The sequence below is a fragment of the Janthinobacterium silvisoli genome (assembly GCF_014200725.1).
Classification (GTDB): domain Bacteria; phylum Pseudomonadota; class Gammaproteobacteria; order Burkholderiales; family Burkholderiaceae_D; genus Janthinobacterium.
The window spans coordinates 16,331-35,519 of record NZ_JACHCL010000009.1; the positions used below are offsets into that span (position 1 = coordinate 16,331).

The 19,189-nt window shown below is 63.2% G+C and carries 17 protein-coding genes; 6 read left to right on the plus strand and 11 right to left on the minus strand.

The genetic code is table 11. From position 1 onward, the window contains the following. Positions 1-17 precede the first annotated feature (17 nt). On the plus strand, positions 18-1,733 hold the full coding sequence (locus HDE75_RS24790) for an NAD+ synthase (protein ID WP_183682153.1): 1,716 nt from the start codon (positions 18-20) through the stop codon (positions 1,731-1,733). Continuing rightward, positions 1,730-2,785: a bifunctional nicotinamide-nucleotide adenylyltransferase/Nudix hydroxylase gene (locus HDE75_RS24795; protein ID WP_183682156.1), complete on the plus strand. Its 1,056-nt coding sequence runs from the start codon at positions 1,730-1,732 to the stop codon at positions 2,783-2,785. Before HDE75_RS24790 ends, HDE75_RS24795 begins: the two co-directional genes overlap by 4 nt. Positions 2,786-2,792: 7 nt before the next feature. Here the strand turns inward: HDE75_RS24795 and HDE75_RS24800 are convergent, their stop codons facing one another. From HDE75_RS24800 to HDE75_RS24815, 4 genes are all read right to left on the minus strand, one after another. Continuing rightward, complete coding sequence (locus tag HDE75_RS24800) at positions 2,793-3,659, minus strand: hypothetical protein (RefSeq protein WP_183682159.1); 867 nt, start codon at positions 3,657-3,659, stop codon at positions 2,793-2,795. A gap of 161 nt (positions 3,660-3,820) precedes the next feature. Continuing rightward, complete coding sequence (locus tag HDE75_RS24805) at positions 3,821-4,711, minus strand: alpha/beta fold hydrolase (RefSeq protein ID WP_183682162.1); 891 nt, start codon at positions 4,709-4,711, stop codon at positions 3,821-3,823. Positions 4,712-4,831: 120 nt separating this feature from the next. Further along, positions 4,832-5,749: a transcriptional regulator GcvA gene (gcvA, locus tag HDE75_RS24810; RefSeq protein ID WP_183682165.1), complete on the minus strand. Its 918-nt coding sequence runs from the start codon at positions 5,747-5,749 to the stop codon at positions 4,832-4,834. Then, complete coding sequence (locus tag HDE75_RS24815; protein WP_183682168.1) at positions 5,728-6,723, minus strand: LysR family transcriptional regulator; 996 nt, start codon at positions 6,721-6,723, stop codon at positions 5,728-5,730. Before HDE75_RS24815 ends, gcvA begins: the two co-directional genes overlap by 22 nt. Before the next feature lie 116 nt (positions 6,724-6,839). Between HDE75_RS24815 and HDE75_RS24820 the strand changes: the two genes are divergently transcribed. After that, positions 6,840-8,249: an MFS transporter gene (locus HDE75_RS24820; protein ID WP_183682172.1), complete on the plus strand. Its 1,410-nt coding sequence runs from the start codon at positions 6,840-6,842 to the stop codon at positions 8,247-8,249. A 29-nt stretch (positions 8,250-8,278) separates the two neighbouring features. After that, positions 8,279-8,644 (plus strand): hypothetical protein, encoded by a 366-nt coding sequence (locus tag HDE75_RS24825; protein ID WP_221291994.1) that lies wholly within the window; start codon positions 8,279-8,281, stop codon positions 8,642-8,644. Between the two features lie 13 nt (positions 8,645-8,657). On the opposite strand, the gene HDE75_RS24830 is transcribed toward HDE75_RS24825, so the two are convergent. Genes HDE75_RS24830 through HDE75_RS24850 form a run of 5 tightly spaced genes read right to left on the minus strand, consistent with a single transcriptional unit; the run spans position 8,658 to position 15,380 of the window. Next, the gene (locus tag HDE75_RS24830; protein WP_183682177.1) at positions 8,658-9,233 is read right to left on the minus strand and encodes a DUF1349 domain-containing protein; all 576 of its coding nucleotides are present in this window, start codon (positions 9,231-9,233) and stop codon (positions 8,658-8,660) included. Between the two features lie 25 nt (positions 9,234-9,258). Further along, positions 9,259-10,653: an efflux transporter outer membrane subunit gene (locus HDE75_RS24835; protein ID WP_183682181.1), complete on the minus strand. Its 1,395-nt coding sequence runs from the start codon at positions 10,651-10,653 to the stop codon at positions 9,259-9,261. Between the two features lie 9 nt (positions 10,654-10,662). After that, a complete protein-coding gene (locus tag HDE75_RS24840) occupies positions 10,663-13,764 on the minus strand; it encodes a MexW/MexI family multidrug efflux RND transporter permease subunit (protein ID WP_183682184.1) in 3,102 nt (1,033 codons plus the stop codon). Between the two features lie 12 nt (positions 13,765-13,776). Then, entirely contained in the window at positions 13,777-14,895 is a 1,119-nt protein-coding gene (locus HDE75_RS24845) for an efflux RND transporter periplasmic adaptor subunit (protein ID WP_183682187.1), read from the minus strand. An 11-nt stretch (positions 14,896-14,906) separates the two neighbouring features. After that, complete coding sequence (locus HDE75_RS24850) at positions 14,907-15,380, minus strand: DUF2165 family protein (protein WP_183682189.1); 474 nt, start codon at positions 15,378-15,380, stop codon at positions 14,907-14,909. Between the two features lie 124 nt (positions 15,381-15,504). Here HDE75_RS24850 and HDE75_RS24855 point away from each other — a divergent pair, with 124 nt between their 5' ends. Then, entirely contained in the window at positions 15,505-16,164 is a 660-nt protein-coding gene (locus HDE75_RS24855) for a helix-turn-helix transcriptional regulator (RefSeq protein WP_183682192.1), read from the plus strand. Here HDE75_RS24855 and HDE75_RS24860 read toward each other — a convergent pair. Next, positions 16,161-17,420, minus strand: a complete 1,260-nt coding sequence (locus HDE75_RS24860) for an MFS transporter (RefSeq protein ID WP_183682196.1) — start codon at positions 17,418-17,420, stop codon at positions 16,161-16,163. The two genes, HDE75_RS24855 and HDE75_RS24860, sit on opposite strands and share 4 nt — an antisense overlap. A gap of 117 nt (positions 17,421-17,537) precedes the next feature. Here HDE75_RS24860 and HDE75_RS24865 point away from each other — a divergent pair, with 117 nt between their 5' ends. Next, on the plus strand, positions 17,538-18,431 hold the full coding sequence (locus HDE75_RS24865) for a LysR substrate-binding domain-containing protein (RefSeq protein ID WP_183682199.1): 894 nt from the start codon (positions 17,538-17,540) through the stop codon (positions 18,429-18,431). Here HDE75_RS24865 and HDE75_RS24870 read toward each other — a convergent pair. Beyond that, positions 18,428-19,171 carry an SDR family oxidoreductase gene (locus HDE75_RS24870; protein ID WP_183682202.1) on the minus strand — a complete coding sequence of 248 codons (744 nt, stop codon included), beginning with the start codon at positions 19,169-19,171 and terminating at the stop codon, positions 18,428-18,430. The genes HDE75_RS24865 and HDE75_RS24870 overlap by 4 nt on opposite strands. Positions 19,172-19,189 lie beyond the last annotated feature (18 nt).

Genomic DNA, 19,189 nt, shown 5'->3' on the forward strand with positions numbered 1-19,189 from the left:
CTGAAGAAGGAAACACCATGCTGGATATTGCCATCGCCCAACTCAACGTCACCGTCGGCGATTTTGACGGCAACGCCGCCGCCATCATCGACCGCATGGGCCGTGCCAGCGAGGGCGGCGCGCAGATGGTGGTGTTTTCCGAATTGTCGCTGTGCGCGTATTACCCGGGCGACCTGTTCGAAGATGCCGCCTTCTTGTATGGGCTGGAACAGGCGCTGGATACCGTGCTGCAGGCGTCAAAACGCTGGCCGGCGCTGGTGACGGTACTGGGTACGGCGCGCCGCAATCACGGTCCCGGCAAGCCGCTGCATAATGCGCTGCTGGCGATCCAAGACGGGCGCATCGTGGCCGAATACTACAAGCAGCTGCTGCCCACCTACGGCATCTTCGACGAAGGCCGCCATTTCGAGCCGGGACCAGCGACTGCCTGCACCTTAGACGTGGCTGGCACCAGGGTGGGTTTCATGATTTGCGAAGATGGCTGGAATGACAGCGGCCGCGACTACACCGTCAATCCGTTTGAGGCTTTGCACGCGGCGCGCCCCGATCTGATCGTCAGTATCAACGCCAGTCCCTCCGACATCGGCAAGCGGGCCTTGCGCCACGCCGTGTTTGGCGCCGCCTGCGCGCACCAAAACTTGCCGCTGCTATTCGTCAACCAGGTAGGCGGCCAGGACCAGCTGGTGTTCGACGGCGCCTCGTTCGCCATCTCGCCGCAACAGGGCCTGCAATTTGAGGCAGCCCGTTTCGTCGAAGACTTCCAGCTGCTGCGCTTTGGCGATGGCCGTTTTAGCCGCACCGATGGCCAGCCGTTTCCCGTGCCCGACCCGGCCGGCATCCCCGCCGTCGAATTTGCGCGCCGCCAGATCGTGCTGGGCCTGCGCGACTATGCGCGCCGCTGCGGTTTCAAAAAAGTGGTCGTCGGCTGCTCGGGCGGCATCGATTCGGCGCTGACCCTGGCGCTGGCCGTCGAAGCGCTGGGCGCTGACAACGTGGTGGGCATCACCATGCCGTCCGTGTTTTCCAGCGCCGGCTCCGTCACCGATTCCGTGGCCCTGTGCGCCAACCTGGGCATCGCGCTTTATACCCACCCGATCCGCGACATCGTGGCCCAGTATGAAGCCGGCTATGCAGCCGCCTTCGATGGCAAGCTGCAAGGGCTGCCGCTGGAAAACCTGCAGGCAAGGGTGCGTGGCACGATCCTGATGGAATACTCGAATGCCTTTGGCGCCCTGCTGCTCACCACCGGCAACAAGAGTGAAATCTCGGTGGGCTATTGCACCCTGTATGGCGACACGAATGGCGGCCTGGGCCTGATCGGCGACCTGTACAAGACGGAAGTGTTTAGCCTGTCGCGCCATCTCAATGACAGCGCCGGGCGCGAACTGATCCCGGTCGCCGTGCTGGACAAGCCACCATCGGCCGAACTGGCGCCGGGCCAGCGCGACACCGACAGCTTGCCGCCCTATCCGGTGCTCGATGAAATCCTCAAATGGCATATCGAAGGCGCGCGCCTGCCAGCTGCCGAAAGCGGACAAGCGCTGTGCTTTGTCGACCAGCTGCGCGAGACGGATGATGGCCGCCGTCTGGTGACGCGCATCCTTGGCCTGGTGGCCCGCAACGAATACAAGCGGCGCCAGGCGGCGCCCATCATCCGCGTGCGTTCACGCGCTTTCGGCAGCGGCCGGCAAATGCCGATCGCCGCCCACTACCCTAGCGGAGAGCAAGCATGAAAGACGCCTTTGACGCAGCCATCCTGATCGGCCGCTTCCAGCCATTCCACAATGGCCATGCGGGCTTGCTGCAGGCGGCGCTGGCGACCGCCTCGACGGTGGTGGTGGTGCTGGGCTCGGCCTTCCATGCGCGCAGCCCCAAGAACCCTTTTACGTGGCAGGAACGCGCCGCCATGATCGCCGCCACCCTGCCCGAAGCGCAGCGCGAACGTGTGCGCTATGTTGCCGTGCGTGATTATTACGATGATGGCTTGTGGGCCGATGCCGTGTGCCGCGCCGTGGCGGGCAGTGTGCCGAAGGTCCAGCGCGTGACCCTGGTGGCGTGCTTCAAGGATGCCACCAGCTATTATCTGCGCCACTTTCCCCACTGGCAGTTGCTGAATCAGGAAGTCGATGCAGGCGCGCCGATAGGCGCGACGGCGATTCGCAACGTGCTGTTCGAAGCGGAAAATATCGATGTCTCGCTGGGGGCCGTGGCGCAACTGCTGCCGCCTGCCATCAGCCAGTATTTGCGCGCCTGGACTTTATTGCCCTGGTACGGACCGCTGGTGCTGGAACACCGCGCCATCGAAGCGTATAAAACTCGCTGGAAGAGCGCGCCATATGCGCCCATCTTTTGCACGGTGGATGCGCTGGTGCAGACGGCTGGCCACGTGCTGCTGGTGCGGCGCGGCGGTTATCCGGGCAAGGATTTATGGGCCTTGCCCGGCGGCTTTTTGGAACCGCGTGAACGCTTGTTGCAGGGTGCGCTGCGCGAACTGGCCGAAGAGACGCAGCTGGGCGTGCTGGCGCCTACCCTGGTCGAGGCACTGGTGGGCGTGGCCGTGTTCGACCACCCCGACCGCAGCCAGCGCGGGCGCACCATCACCCACGCGCACTATTTCGATCTGCAAACCACGCAACTGCCGGCTGTGACGGCGGCCGACGATGCGGCGCTGGCGCAATGGGTGCCGGTAGCGTCCCTGCCAGCGATGGAAGAGCAGTTTTTCGAGGACCATTTTCATATCCTCAACCACTTCCTGCAACTGACCCAGGAAGCGGCTGCCAGCTAGAGCAAGGTCAGGATGTTACCCTTTCCCAGCCATGGCGCACGGCTGCCTTGAAATTTTCCCAGGTGGATTGGGGATAGGTATGTTCCCACGTGGAACGTAATTCAGGCTCCACCTCGTCCCACGGACGGCCCCGGTAGCTATCGCTGCCGGCCATCGAATGGCCATAGCGGTAGGCGGGGTCGTAGTCTTCGAAGCGTGCGCCGGTGCTGCCATAGCTGACGTCCCAGTGGCTGCGGTAATACTGCTCATCGCCGTCATTGCTGCCAGGCAGGTTATCGGCGCGTGGGTAACTGCGCACGTTGCTGGCACGTGGTATGCCCGAGGCGCTGCTGTCGTCGCGGGCGAACTGCTGTGAAGCGCCGCTCAGATTGCCTTCCTGGGGAGCAGCGCCCAGCGGCGGCTGCGACAGGCTGCCCGATAGCGAGGACGACGATGATTGCGATTGCAGACTGGCGCTGCTGCCTACACCACCGCTGAGGCTGCTGCCGGCCCCTACCCCGGTTCGCCACTGTTCACCCTGCTCATCGATATTGATGGGGCCGAAGTCTTCCACGATATCGGTGGCGCGGTCGATGTCGGCGTCGCTGGCGCCAGACAGGGTCAGCACCACATGGCCGCGCGCGACGGCTTCTGCATACACGTGGCGGTCTTCATGGCTGCCGAACATATCGGTAAAGAAATGCTTGATGCTGGCGACAAAACCATCGTCGTTGCGGCTGGTGTCGATCGTGCTGGACGACGGCGCACCGCTGTAGTCGCTGGATGTATCGTTGAGGCGGATCCTGTCGCTGGCATAGCCTGAACTGATGAGTTTCTGGCGCGCTTTTTCAGCTGATTCCCGGTTGTCGAATACTGCCGCTAGTGTGTGTGCCATGATGTTCTCCGATCATTGAAAGATTGAGTTGCAAGCATCATTCGCTGAGGCCGCAGCCTGCCCGGCGCGCACGCTGGCGTGGCGGGCAAGGTCTGCGGTTCATGGCCTTAGTCTAGGACGAGAAACGTCTCTCTGTCGTTCGTTTGCCCTGGGAAATCGTTTCACTTCTCTGCTACTGTTTCATCTGACAAGGCTTTATCGAGCAGGACCAGCATGGCCGTGGCTATCTCCTGCGCATGGGTTTCCAGCGCGAAGTGTCCCGTATCGAGCAGGCGCACTTCGGCCTGCGGATTGTCGCGCTGGAATGCATGCGCGCCAGGCGGAATAAAGAAGGGATCGTGGCGGCCCCAGATTACCAGGGTCGGCGGCTGCCAGTCGCGGAAAAACTGCTGGAAGCGGGGATACAGTTCCAGGTTGGACGCATAGTCGAGAAACAGGTCGAGCTGGATATCGGCATTACCCGGCCGCGCCATCAGGGCCGCATCGAGGTGATATGCCTCCGGCGCTACCAGGCTGGCGTCGGGCGCGCCATGCGTGTATTGCCAGCGGGTGGCCTCCAGTTCCAGGAATGGTCGGATGGCGTCGCGGTTGGCCACGCTGGGGTCGGCCCAGTAGCGGCGGATCGGTTCCCATGCCTCGCCCAGCCCTTCCAGGTAGGCATTGCCGTTTTGCGACACGAAAGCCGTCACGCGCTGCGGTGCGTTCGCTGCCAGGCGCAAGCCCACGGGCGCGCCGTAATCGAAGACGTACAGCGCGTAGCTGCTCAGCGACAGCGCTTGCACGAACGCTTCCATGGTGGCCGCCAGCGCGTCGAAACGGTAGACATACTCGCGTTCGGGCGGCACGGTGGTAAAGCCGAAACCGGGCAAGTCTGGCGCGATCACGCGGTAGCGCGTGGCCAGTTGCGGGATCAGGTCGCGGTACATATGCGAGGACGAGGGAAAGCCGTGCAGCAGCAGGACGACGGGGGCGTCGAGCGGGCCGGCGGCGCGGTAAAAGACATCGACGCCATCGGCGCGGATGGTGTGGAACGATACTTGTGTAGTGGACATGGCGTGTTCCCGGAATGATGGCGGCGCGGCTGCGCTGCCCATGAGCGCACTATCGTCGCCGGGGATGGCCGCGGCAAATCAGATGATTTGCGCCGCCGCCATAGAAAAACTATGCCGGTATCAGGCAGGCGCCACTTCGGCCAGCAGCCAGTCGCGGAAGGCGGCGATGGCGGGACGCTCAAAAGTGTCGGCGCGGGCCACGATGTAATAGGCGAATTCGCAAGGCAGCGCCGGGCCAAACGGGCGCACCAGGCGGCCATCGGCCAGGTCTTTTTCCACCAGCATGCTGCGTCCCAGCGCCACGCCGCTGCCGGCGATGGCGGCCTGCATGACGGCGGCCGAATCGTTGATCTGCAAGCCGCGCTCCGCATCGATGGCGCTGCTGTCCACGCCCGCATAGGCCAGCCAGCTGCGCCAGCTGGGGTAGATGGGATTGCCGCGCATCGAGACATCGTGGATCAGCGCATGGTGGCGCAGATCGGCCACGCTGCGCAGCGGGTGCTCGCCCGCCAGCAGGGCCGGGCTGCAGATGGGGAAGAAATTGTCGCCCGCCAGGCGCGTGGCCTGCAGGCCGTCCCAGCGTCCGCTGCCATAGCGGATGCCAACATCGACCTGGCCACTGTTGAAATCGACCAGGCGGCCATTCGTGTCGACCAGCAGATCGTACTGTGGATAACTGGCTTGAAAGCGTTCCAGCCTGGCCAGCAGCCATTTGTCGGCAAATGAGGGCGGCACCGTCAGGGCGATGCTGCCATGTTCGGCGCCGCTTTTTACACGCGCGACGGCGGCCGACAGCAAGTCGAAGCCTGCCTGCAGATCAGGCAGCATCAGGCTGGCTTGCGGCGTCAATTCCAGGCGCGCGGTGCCGCTTTGCGAGCGCAGGAACAAGGGCGTATCGAGCGCCTGTTCCAGGCTGCGCACCAGCTGGCCGACGGCGGCCGGCGTGACATGCAATTCTTCGGCCGCACGCACATAGCTGCGGTGGCGGGCCGCCGCCTCAAAAGCGCGCAAGGCATTCAGGTGATTCGGTGCGCGCATGGTCGATGTATGGCTGGCGTGGTGAGGGTCAGGCGATGATGGCAGCTGGCCGGGACTGCGTCAACCGCCCTCGCCTGCCGGTTCACGACGAAGGCGCGCAAGAAATCGATAAAGGCGCGCACTTTTTCAGGGATATGCTGGGTGTTCGGATACACGGCGTACACGCCCTGCTGCGGAAACACCACCTCGGGCAACAGACGGCGCAAGCGGCCGGCCCGTACTTCGCCCGCCACCTGCCAGTCGGGCAGCAGCGCCACGCCGCAACCACCGAGGGCAAAGCCCAGCAGCGCCGAGGCGGAATCCGATTGCATCACCGCTTCTTCCTGCGCGGCGAAAACGGCGGGGCCGGTGGGCGTCTGCACGTCCCAGCGCAAGGGGGATGGCAGCCGGCTGTGGGCCAGCCAGCGCGCCTGCTGCAGCTCGTCGAGCGTGGCGATGTCCCGGCCAGGGCGGCTGGCTAGAAAAGCGGGCGAGGCGACGGGCCAGATGGCATAGTGCTCCACCAGCGAGGCGCGGTAGCTCGAATCGTTTAATGAACCCATGCGGATGGCCACGTCGTAGCGCCCCGAGATCAGGTCTTCGTGCGAGGATGAGGAAGAATGCTGGATCTGCAACTGCGGGTTGGCAGCGGCAAACGCGATCAGCGCGGGTACCACCGTGCGGCTGCCGTATTCGACGGTGGTCGTGATGCGCAGGGTGCCGCGCAAGCCCTGGTGGCCCTGGCGCGCCGTCTCGATGGCGCCGTGCGCCTCGCCCAGCACGCGCTGGCAGTCTTCATAAAAGCGGCGGCCTACGTCTGTCAGGGCCAGGCTGCGCGTGCTGCGGGTCAGCAGCGATACGCCCAGTTCCGCTTCCAGCTGTTTTAAATTGAAACTGACCACGGCCTTGCTCTGGCCCAGCACGGCGGCGGCGGCCGTCAGCGAGCCGGTATCAACGATGGCGATGAAAATTCCGAGGCGGTCGAGACTGATCATGGCGGTAGAAAAGGCGGCTAGTCTTTGTCAAAATATTTTTGACAGTGTAATCGGGGCTGCCTACTTACGCAAATGGTGTGTGGCGCTTAAGCTGGCTGTTTGCCATCGGAAGCACCATGGAATATCGCAAAAAAGTCGCGGCCATCTATCTGCTGGGGTTTTTCGTCGACCTGGTCAATATGTTCATCACCAATGTCGCCTACCCCGGCATCGGCCACGCGTTCGGCGCGTCGGTGCCGCAGCTGGCCTGGATCAGCACCGCCTACATCCTCGGTTTGACCATCGTGATCCCCGCCAGCGCATGGCTTGCTGCTTATTATGGCAGCAAAACCGTGTTTATAACTTCTTTGCTGATCTTTTTGTGCGCCAGTGCTGGCGCCGGCCTGGCGCAATCGATAGCAGCACTGATCGCCTGGCGCTTGCTGCAAGGCCTGGGCGGCGGCTTGCTGATCCCGCTGGGACAAAGCATGACGTATCAACTGTACGCACCCGCCGAGCGCCCCGGCCTGTCGTCCATCATCATGCTGGTGGGCTTGCTGGCGCCCGCCCTGTCGCCGGCCCTGGGTGGCCTGATCGTCGACAGCCTGTCGTGGCGCGCCATCTTTTATTTGAACCTGCCGCTTGCCGCGCTGGCCTTGCTGCTGGCGGCCCGCTGGCTGCGCGCCGAGCCAGCGCGTATCGCGCCGCCGCCACTCGATATGCGCGGCCTGCTGGCAGGCAGCACGGCGATAAGCTTGCTGTTGCTGGGCTTGACCATGCTGGGTTCACCGGGCGACTGGCCAGCTGGTGCGGCCGTGCTGGCGCTGGGGGCAGTGTGCGCCGTCGTCTACGTGCGCGGTGCCTTGAAAAAATCCGCGCCGCTGCTTAATCTGCGGCTGGTGGCCGAACCGCTGCTGCGCATTTCCATGCTGATGTATCTGCTGGTGCCCGGTGTATTCATGGGCGTGAGCCTGCTGGCCATGCTCTACTTGCAAGGCGTGCTGGGCATGACGGCGTCGATGGCGGGCAGCCTGATGCTGCCGTGGGCGATCGCTTCTTTTGCGGCCATTTCGCTGACCGGGAAAAGTTATCGCCGCGTGGGTCCGCAGCCCCTGTTTATCGCCGGTGCGCTGCTGCAGGCAGCCGGCATGCTGATGCTGCTGCGCGTCGATGCTGCCAGCCAGATCGCATGGCTGTCTGGCGCCTATGCGGTGATGGGTTTTGGCGGGGCCTTGTGCAGCAGCACGGCGCAAAGTACGGCATTCTTGCGCATCCCTGATGGGCAGCTGAGCCAGGCCAGCGCCGTGTGGAATATCAACCGCCAGATCGGCTTTTGCCTCGGTGTCGCGGTGCTCGGCGTGCTGCTCAATTTCCTGCTGGCGCTGCACGGCATTGGCAGCCTGGAAGACCCTCGCGCAAGCACCGTTTTTCACTGGTGTTTTGCGCTGGCCGCCGCCTCGTGTCTGCTGCCGCTGGTCCTGTGTTTGCGCATCGATAATCGCGCCGTATTAAAGCTCGTATTTCACCCTCAAGAAAGCAAAAAATGAACGCTAAAAACCCCTATTTTGATGATGTAATGGCGACCCATGTCCTGATCCGCCAATGGCTGGGCGGCGAGGTCACGGAGCCCGCATTGTGTAGTGATTTGCTGGCGCGTTTTTCACCCGATTATTCGATGGTGACAACAAGCGGCAAGCAGCTCGATCAGACCAGCCTCACGGCGTTTTTCAGCGCCGCTGGCGGCAGCCGTCCGGGCCTGAAAATGGAGATTAAGGATCTGCGCCTGATACAGCAAAGTGCCGCTGGCGCGACGGTCTCTTACCGCGAAATCCAGTCGCTGCCAGGTGCTGAAAGCACTGAGCGTTTTTCGACTGTCGTCTATGAAAAAATGGCAGATGGCGCCCTGCTGTGGCGCCATCTGCACGAGACATGGGCGGCGTAAAAACCACGCTTTTTCAGCTCAGATCATGCAAGTCTTTTTGCAGCGCCGGACCGCAGGAAAATTGCGAAAAAACGACTTCCAGGCCACCGCGTTCCGGCGTGCAGCACATGGGGCCCACCAGGTAGCGAGCAGCCACTGGAAACGGCGCCAGGCGCAGCAAAGGCCAGCGCTGTCCATCGGTGGAATACTGCACGCGGATGACGCCTGCAGACACCGTGACGCGCAGCCAGAATCCGTGTGGCATGGCGGGCGCCACGCTGACGGCCCAGTCCGAATTTTCCACCGTCAGCACACTGCTTAGCAGCAGCTGTTCGTCGGAAAATTCGACGCCGAACTTGATCCAGTTTTTCTCGTCGATACGCACCATCAAACCGGCTTGATCGTATAGCGAAGAATACTGCGCGGCGACGTGAATTTGCGCCGTGAAATCACCGTCTGCAGGCAGACCCAAAAAATGCCCGCTGTCGCGGATAAAACCATACTGCGTCCTGCGCCAGAAATCGGTATGCGCGTCCGTCGTCACGTGTAATTGCGATGCGTGTACCGCCTGTTTTTTGGGTGGATTGAGCCAGCTGCCTTGAGTAAACATCGTGTCCTTTTTGAGTACGAAAATTTTACATAGTTTGCCCCCATCCCAGCGCCTTGTACAGGGCAATCGCATCGACGTAGGACGCCGTTTCAGCCTGCAGCGCATCGCGGCGGATATCGTATAAGGCGCGCTGGTTTTCCAGTACTGCCTGGTAGCTGCCGGCGCCGCCCTGGTAGCGCGTGCTGGCGATATCGAGCGCCGCGCTGCCGTGGCGTGCAGATTGCAGCAGAGAGGCCAGTCGCGACTGGTTTTCCACCAGTTGCGTGACAGCGTTTTCCACGTCTTCCTGGGCCAATAAAATTGTTTGTTCATAGCGGGCCAGCGCCCCTTGCGCCAGCGCTTGCGTGCCGCGTACCCTGGCCCGGGTGCTGCCCAGGCGGAAGGCCGGGTAATTGACGGTCGGTGCAAGCTCAAAGGCGCGCGCGCCGCCGTCAAACACGCTGCTGCCGCGCAGCGCAAAAAAGCCCAGGAATCCGCCAAGACTGATACGCGGATACAGCTCGGCCGTGGCTGCGCCCACGTCCTCGCTGGAAGCGGCCAGCAAGCGTTCGGCGCGCACCACGTCGGGCCGATGCTTGATCAGCTGATTCACGTCGCCCAAGGGCAGTTGACTCGCCAGCGGCGCCTGCTGGCGCGCTGACGTCGCCAGCGCGATGGCGCCCGGCGCCCGGCCGCTCAGCACATCGAGCCGGTACTGCGCCTGGCGCAAAGCGGCTTGCAGCGGCGGCAGCGCGGCTTCGCTGCGCGTCAGGTTGGCCAACGCATTTTGCCGCTCTTCCGGCAAGCCGCTGCCGGCGCGGATGCGCGCATCGATCAGCGCCACCGTATCGCGCCAGCTTTGTACCTGCGCCTGCGTCAACAGCAGGTTTTGCTGGTGGCCCAGCGCCTCGTAATAATTGCGCGCCACGTCGGCCGCAATCGTCAGTTGCAGCTGCTGCAGATCGGCCTGCGCGGCGTCGGCCTGCGCCTGTGCCGAGCGCGTGATATGGGCCAGGCGGCCGAACAGGTCGAGCTCCCATTGTGCATCGAAACCGGCGCGCGTGCTGCTGCTGGAAGCGCGGCTGGCTGGCGTATCCTGTTGCACCGAGCGCTGCCATCCCGCCTGCGCCGTGACGGTGGGTAGTTCATCGAGCCGGCGCTCGTCGAAGACGGCGCGCGCGGCCAGCAGGTTCGCTTGCGCCTGGGCGATATCGCGGTTGTGTTCAAGCGCGCTGGCGATCAGTTGCGACAGGCGCGGGTCGTCAAAAAACGTCCACCAGTTGTCGGCGTTGGCGACTGCTGAAAACTGCGCTTGCTGGGGGCTGGCCAGTGTAATGGCCGGCGTGGCTGGCGTGACATAAGCAGGTGTAAGGGCGCAGCCAGCCAGCAGCACGGGAAGGCAGGAGGTAAAACCGGATAAAAAGTAGCGGTAATTTTTCATGGTGCTTCCTTACTGCGCTTCGGCTTGCGCCAGCGCTTGCGATAAATCCTGGGTGCGCGGCGTGCTCTGGTCTTTTGCATGGCTGCGGGCCACGAACGAGTACACGGTAGGCAGCACGAAGAGGGTGAAGAAAGTCCCGATCAGCATGCCCGAGACGATCACCAGGCCCAGGCCGAAACGGCTGTTGGCGCCGGCGCCGGAAGCGAACAGCAGCGGCACCAGGCCCACCACCATGGCGGCCGTCGTCATCAGGATGGGGCGCAAACGGATTTGCGCTGCCTTGCGGATCGCGCTTGAGCGGTCCAGCTGTTCATGCACCTGCAATTCATTGGCAAATTCCACCATCAGGATACCGTGCTTGCTGATCAAGCCGATCAGGGTCACCAGGCCGATCTGCGTGTAGATATTGACGGTGGCGTAGCCCAGCGCCAGCGGTATCAGGGCGCCGCAAATCGACAGCGGCACCGTGATCAGGATGATCAGTGGATCGGTCAGGCTTTCATACTGGGCCGCCAGCACCAGGTAGATCACCACCACGGCGGCCAGGAAGGCCATCAGCAGTGCATTGCCTTCGGTGGCGAACTGGCGCGCATCGGATTGCCAGTCGTAGCTGAAGCCGGGCGGCAAGGTCTTTGCCACGCCATCGAGGAAGGCCACGGCGTCGCCCAGGGTCACGCCCGGTGCCGGCACGCCCTGGAAGGTGGCCGCATTTTGCTGGTTGAACTGGGTCAGCTGGTTCGGTTCGATCTTTTCCGTGACCGATACCACGCTAGACAGCGGCAGCAGGCTGCCATTGTCGGCACGCACGTACTGCTGCGCCAGCGCTTGCGGCGTCAAGCGCTGCTCACGCGGACTTTGCGCGATCACGTCATAAGCGCGGCCTTCCATACCGAAACGGTTCAGATAATTTTCACCGACCAGCACGGCCAGCGATTCGCCTATGTCCTGCATGCTCAGGCCCAGGCTGGCGGCTTTTGAACGGTCCACGTGCACCTGTACCACGGGGTTGTTGTAATCGAGGTCGCTATCGACCACGGCGAACAGACCGCTGGCACGAGCGCGCTGCTTGACGTCTTCCATGGTGCGGAACAGGGTGGCGTAGTCCTGCGCGCTGCGCAAGACCATTTGCACGGGCAAACCGCCGCTCGATCCGGGCAGGGGCGCATCCTGGAAGGCGAAGATACTCATGCCCTCCACGTCGCCCACGGCATCCTGCAATTGCGCTTGTACTTCGGCGGCATTGCGCTTGCGTTTTTCCCACGACGACAGATTGATGCCACCGAAGCTGTTGGCCGGGCCGTCGGTGCCGTTGATGATCCAGCGCGACTCGGTTTCGGGCGAGCGCTGATACACTTCATCGAGCTTTTTTGAAAAGCGTTCCACGTAATCGAGGTTGGCGTGCTGCGGCGCCTTGATGGCCGTCTGCACGCTGGCCTTGTCTTCCACCGGCGCCAGTTCGCGCTGCGGCATCAGGTATAAAAATGGCAGGCTGGCCATCACCAGCAGGGCAAAGCCGCCGCTGATCCAGCGATGCTGCAGCGAGCGGTCCAGCAGGCGTGCATAGCGGCTGGTGAGGCCGGCAAAAAAGTGTTCGGCGGCGCGTGCCATGCGTCCCTCCGTTTGCTTCGATTGCAGCAGGTAGGAACTCATCACGGGCGATAAAGTCAGCGCCACCACGCCCGACACCACCACGGCGCCGGCCAGGGTCAGCGCGAATTCCTTGAACAGCGCGCCCGTCAAGCCTCCCATCATACCGATCGGCGCATATACGGCGGCCAGGGTGATGGTCATGGCGATCACGGGACCGGCAACTTCACGCGCGCCGATCAGGGCGGCCGCCACCGGCGTCTTGCCGTCTTCGATATGGCGGTGTACGTTTTCCACCACCACGATGGCGTCGTCGACCACCAGGCCTACGGCCAGCACCACCGCCAGCAAGGTCAGCAAATTGATGCTGAAACCGAAGGCCAGCATCAGCGCCGCCGCCCCGAGCATCGACAGCGGTATGGTCACGATGGGGATCAGCACCGAGCGCAAGGAACCCATGCACAGATAGATGACCAGCACGACGATCACCAGCGCCTCCAGCAGGGTGTGCACCACCTCGCTGATGGAGGCGTTGATAAAGCGCGCTGTCTCGAATGCCAGGGCAACTTTCACGCCGGGCGGCAGGGTTTTTTTGATTTCGGGCAGCAGCTTCTTGATGGCTGCCACGATCACCAGTGGATTGCCGCCCGGCGTGGCGGACAAGCCCAGATGCACGGCTGGCACGCCATCCATGGTGGCGCTGGTTTCCATCGCGGCGGCGCCCAGTTCCACCGTGCCCACATCCTTCAGGCGCACCAGCGAAGCGCTGTCTTTTTCGCTGCCCTTGCGGATCACCATCTCGCGAAATTGCGCCACGCTGACCAGGTCGGTATCGATGCTGATATTGGAGACGACGAATTGCCCTTTGATTTTACCGGGCGCCGCCTGGTAGTTATTGCGCCGCACGGCGTCGGCTACGTCGGACGCCGTCAAGCCCCGCGCAGCCAGTCTGGCAGGGTCGATCCACAGGCGCATGGCCAGCTGCTGGCCGCCGAAGACGGTGATTTTCGCCACGCCGTCGATGGTGGAAAACATCGGCTGCACTACCCGCGCCAGGTAGTCGGTCAGTTGCGCGGCCGGTACGCTGTCGCTGGAAAACCCCACATACGCAACGGCCGAAGTGTCGCCTGCCGAGCGCTCGATGACGGGGTCGAAAGCGCCTTCCGGCAGCTTGTAGCGTATCTGGTTGACCTTGGCCATGACTTCGGTGAGCGCCTGCGTGGAATCGCGGTTCAGTTCCATGCGCACGGTGACATTGCTGCTGCCCTGCACCGACGATGAGGTCAGGTAATCGATGCCTTCCACCGACGATACGGCTTGTGCAATCGGCTGCGTGACAAAGCCCTGCATCAGTTCCGCCGAGGCGCCAGGATAGGTGGTGGCAATGGTGATGGTGGACGATTCGAGCAGTGGATATTCGCGGATCGGCAACTGCTTGATGGCGAACAGGCCCAGCATCAAAATCAGGGCGCTGATCACCAGCGCCAGCACGGGGCGGCGCACGAACAGATCGGTAAATTTCATGGTTGATTTTCCTTAGCTGCCGGCGGGGGCTGACGCCGGGGCCTGAGTTTGCTGTGCTTCGTCCAGCGTATTGGGCACTGCCTGCACGGCCATGCCATCGGCCAGCCGCAACTGGCCCGAGGCGACCACGCGCTGGCCTGCCTGCAACCCTTTGGCGATCACCACCTTGCCATCTGCCCGCTCTCCCAAAGTGACTGCCACGCGCTTGACGGTCAGCCCCTGTTTGCCATCCTGCTGCGCGACAAAGACTGTGTCGCCATACGCGCTGTAGGTGACGGCTGTTTCCGGCACCGTCAACTGGGTGGCCTTGTCCAGCTTGCGCGCCACCCGCACATTGGCGTACATGCCTGCCTTCAGTGCTCCCGCCGGATTATCCAGCGCCGCCTGCACCTGCACCATGCGCGAGCTGGCAATCAGCGGGTCGATCGCCTTGATCTTCGCCGTGAAGACGCGCTCGGGATAAGCGTCCACCAGCACTTGCACGGCTTGCCCCGGCGTCAGCGCCGCGCTGCTTTGTTCATCGAGCGCAAAGTTCACCAGCAGCGACTGGGTGTCGATCAGGCTGGCGACAGTATCAGCGGGATTGAGGTACTGGCCCGCATGCACGCGGCGTATGCCCAGCTGCCCTGCGAATGGCGCGCGGATGCTCTTTTGCGCGATCAGCGCTTCCGTCTGGCGTACTTCACCCAGGGCCGCGTCGCGCGTGGCCAGGGCAGCGTCCAGCTGCTCTTGCGTGGCGACCTTGTCGGCCAGCAGCTGGCGCGTGCGGACGTAGCTGCTTTCCGCGTTTTTCCACTGCGCGCGCAGGCGCAGCAGCGCCGCCTGTTCTGGCGCGTCATTGAGCTGCACCAGCACGGCGCCGGCCGCCACTTTTTGTCCCGATTCAAAGGCGATGTGGGTCACTCTTCCGCCAGTCTCGGCGGCGACCTGCACTTGGCGGACCGCTTCGAGTTCGCCTACGCCGTTGAAGAAGCGTTGCTGCGTGCCAGCGACCACGGGCACCAGCGCCACCTTGGTGGCTGGGTTGGCAGCTGCATCGGCGGCATGCGAGGCGGCGCGCGGATACAGGCTGACGCCGGCGACGGCGAGTGTGATGGCCAGCGCGGAAGCGCCGGCGATTTTCGTATTCATGGTGAAGTCTTTCAAAAGTTAAAGACGGCGAACAGCGCCATGGTCCATAGCAGCAGCACCAGATGCGTCGTCTGCAAGCCTTCCTGCGCGATCCAGTAGGCGAACCACAGTCCGCCCAGATGCATCAGCAGCAAAAAGGCGGCCATGGCGCACAGGGCCAGGTTCAGCCAGGGCAGCGCAGCGGGCAGGCCGCTGGCGAAAAAGAACAGCACGCCGGTCCAGGCGGCGATGCTGGCGACCAGTTGCAGCACCAGCACCACGATCAGGGCCAGACGGTGCAAGGACAGTGATGTGAGTGCGCGGCGCAGCAGCGGACTTTGCAAGGTGGGGTCTTGCCGCAGCGGGTCCATGCGCATGGTGTTGCCGATGGCCCAGACGGAACCGTGGAAGGCGTGCAGATTGTTGATGGCAGCCAGGCTCAGCCAGGCTGCCAGGCCGCAGCCGAGAATGGCGTGAAACAGCCAGATGGAGTGATGCAATTGCATGGTTTCCCCGTCAAAAAGAAGGTCTTGCCAGCGTGCAGGCGTGGAAATTCCTCGACAGCGGGGAGCTACCGGCCTATTATGCAAGCAATTAGTTGGTTAACTAGGCCCATGATAGTTGAGCGAAATGAATTACACAAGTAAACGTTTGGATAATGCCGAGACTCCGCAAACGACGGAGCGCATCCTGTATTTCATCAAGACCAAGGGGCCCGTCTCCACGGCGGCCTTGGCGAAGACCCTGGAAATGACGGGCGAGGCGGCGCGCCAGCAAGTGCAAAAGCTGGTGGCGGCGGGCTTGATCGAGGGGCGGCAAGAGCCGCAAACGGGCGCTGGCCGGCCGCGCCAGAACTGGATCTTGACGGAGGCGGGCAATGCGCGTTTTCCCGACACGCATGCGCAGCTGACGATCAAGCTGATCGGCTCCGTGCGCGAATTGTTTGGCGAGGCAGGTCTCGATAAATTGATCGGCCAGCGCGAAGAGGAAAGCCGCGCCGCGTATGCGCAGGTCTGTAAGGCAGCTGACTTGCCGACGCGCTTGCAGCAGCTGGCGGCGATCCGCGATGAAGAGGGTTATATGGCCAGGGTGGAAGCCGATGGCGACGACTGGCTGCTGATCGAAGACCATTGCCCGATCTGCGCCGCCGCCCGCACCTGCCAGGGATTTTGCCGCTCCGAATTGCAGCTATTCCAGGAAGTGGTGGGACCGGCGGGCAGCGTAGTGCGCGAACAGCATTTATTGAGCGACGCGATGCGCTGCGTCTACCGCATCAAAGTTGCATCCTAGCGCTTGGGAAACAGCGGCCACGCTGCCAGCGCCACCACCGCCGATACGCACCACACGCCACGCCAGGCGACCAGGTCCAGCAAATGAGGTATCAGCACCGGCGTGAGGAAAAAGCTCACATACACGGCCGTGTTGGCCATGCCCAGCGCCGTGCCCGCATGGTTGCTGCCGGCCACGGTCGCCAGTTCCGTGTAGCCGACGCCATGCCAGGAGGAGACGGCAATGCCGGCCAGCACGATGGCGACCATCAGCATCCAGCCTGGTGCATTGATCGAGGCAACGATACCCAGCAGCAGGAATGCCATAGTTGCCACCAGCACGCAGCCGCGCAGATAGGCGGGACGGTTGGCGTGGCGGTCCGTGTGGCGCCCGCTCCAGATGCGCATCACCATGGCGCCGGCCTGCAGCGACACCATTACCGTGGTGACGGCGGCCAGGCCCAGCTTGCCCTGGTCGTGCAAAAAAATCGTGGCGTAGCTGAGGATAGCCGATTGTGGCGCGCACAGCAGTGCGATGGCGCCCACCATGCGCCAGATGCGGCCATTGCGCAATGGCGGAGCTTCCTGTGCCGATAACAGCCCCGCAGAGACGTTTTGCGGGGCCTTGGCGGCCTCGACAGAAAAATCTGGCTCATGCATCCACCTCCAGGCGAACGCGGCCGATAGGGCGCATGCGAAGGCCAGCGCGCCAAACACCATTGCAAAGCCATAGCGGGCTGCCAGGGTAGGCAAGATCAGTGCGCCCAGTGCGCCACCGAGCGGCACGGCCGTCTGGCGGATGCTCATGGCAAACCCCCGTTCACCGGGACCGAACCAGCGCATCACGGCGCGGCCGCTGGAACCGTTCACGCTGCCGCCCAAGACACCCACCAGCGCCAGGCCCGCCGCCAGTGAAAACAGGGAGGGCACGGCGCCATGGACCGGTGTTATCCACAGCAGTAAGGACAGCAAGGACAGCATGGTGCCCAGCAAGCCCCACAGCAGCACGGGCCGGTCGCCCCAGCGGTCGGTCGCCATACCCCACGGCAGTTCCGACAAGGCCACGCCCAGGCCCATGGCGCCCAGGGCGATCCCCAGTTCGGCATTGCTTAGCTGATAGCCGCTGCGCAGCCAGATGGCGGTGGTGGGCAAACCAGCGGCGGCGGCCGAAAAGCTGGCATTGGCGGCTACGCCGACGCCTAGCACCTTCCAACGGTGGCCGGCGCCCCGGACAGGACTTTCAAGGGGAAGGGAAACAGGCGTGCAAGCGGTGGACATGATAGCGGCAGGTTGTGATTGACCTGCACAGTGTTGCGCAGTACGATCATTCTGAATATCAGAAAGTATTGAAGCTATCGTCCTGAAAAATAGGATGGTCAACAAGGAAGCAGACAGATGAATTTCGATATCGCCTTTTTGCGCAGCTATGTGGCCGGTGTGGACCTGGGCAGCTACGCGCGAGCGGCCGATAAAGTAGGCCGTTCCACTTCGGCCGTCAGTGCGCAGCTGAAAAAACTGGAAGAGCAGGCGGGTCTGCCCCTGTTTCGCAAGGATGGACGGGGCCTGGCGCTGACCGATGGTGGCGAAGTTTTGCTGGCCTATGCGCGCCGCATGGTCGAACTGAACGATGAAGCGTTCGTCGCCTTGCACGGCGTGGAACTGGAAGGCTGGGTCAAGCTGGGTTTGCAGGAGGATTTTGGCGAAGTGCTGCTGCCCGATGTGTTGGGGCGGTTTGCCCGCGCCCATCCGAAAGTGCGCATCGAAGCGCATGTGTCGCGCAACACGGCCTTGCTGGAACGCTTGTCCACAGGCCAGCTGGATCTGGCCCTGCTGTGGGGTGGCGCGGCCCTGCCCGACACTCTGGCCTGGCCCGCTGCCCAGCGCCAGACCCTGGCCGCGCCTGCCATGCGCTGGATCGCCTCAGCCAGCCTGGCATGGCAGCCCGAGTCAGGCGAACCTTTGCCCTTGATTACCTTTGACCGCGAATGCCTGTTCCAGCGCTGCGCCACGCAGGCGCTGGACCGGGCCGGTATCGCCTGGCGCACGGCGTTTACCAGCCCTAGCCTGTCCGGCTTGTGGGCAGCGGCCGCTGCCGGGCTAGGCGTGACGGTGCGTACTTGTTATGGCTTGCCCGCTTCCGTGCGTGCGCTCGATGCGCAGGTAGCCGGTTTGCCCGCCCTGCCCGCGCTATCGCTGGAATTGCTGCAGGGCGCGTCCACGGCCAGGCCGCCTGTCGACCGGCTGGCGGGCCTGATCGCCGAATCGTTGCAGGCAAACGTGATCGCTTAAAAATCCTGCAAGGTAGGACGCAGCACGATTTCGTTGAGGTCCACGCCGTCCGGCTGTTCGATGGCATAGGCCACGGCGCGCGCTACGGTCTCGGCCGGAATGGCGATCTTGTAAAACTCTTTCAGGTGGGCGGCGCTTTGCGCGTGGCTGCTGCCGGACTGCAATTCCGTATCCACCGCGCCTGGCGAAATGACGGTGGTGCGGATGGCGCCGCCCACTTCATGGCGCAAGCCTTCCGAGATGGCGCGCACGGCAAACTTGGTGCCGCTGTAGACGGTGCCGCCCGGGCTGATGACTTTATGGCCAGCCACCGACGACACATTGATGAAGTGGCCGCTGCCTTGGGTGCGGAAATGTGGCAAGGCGGCAGCGATGCCGTACAGCACGCCTTTGATGTTGATGTCGATCATGCGTTCCCATTCGTCCACTTTCAGCGCGTCCAGCGGGGCGATGGCCATCAGGCCCGCGTTATTGATCAGCACATCGATCTTGCCGAAGGTGGTGATGGCCGTGTCGACCAGGCGCTGCACGTCGGCAGCGACGGTGACGTCCGTCTGCACCACGGTAGCCTTGCCGCCAGCGGCCGCGATGTCGGCAGCGATGCTGTTCAGTTGCTCGGTGCGGCGCGCGCCCAGCACCACGGACGCGCCCAGTGCGCCCAAGTGGCGGGCGGTGGCGGCGCCCAGACCGCTGCTGGCGCCGGTGATAACGACGACTTTTCCTGCGATAGCTTGTGACATGATGGTTTCCTTGTGTGA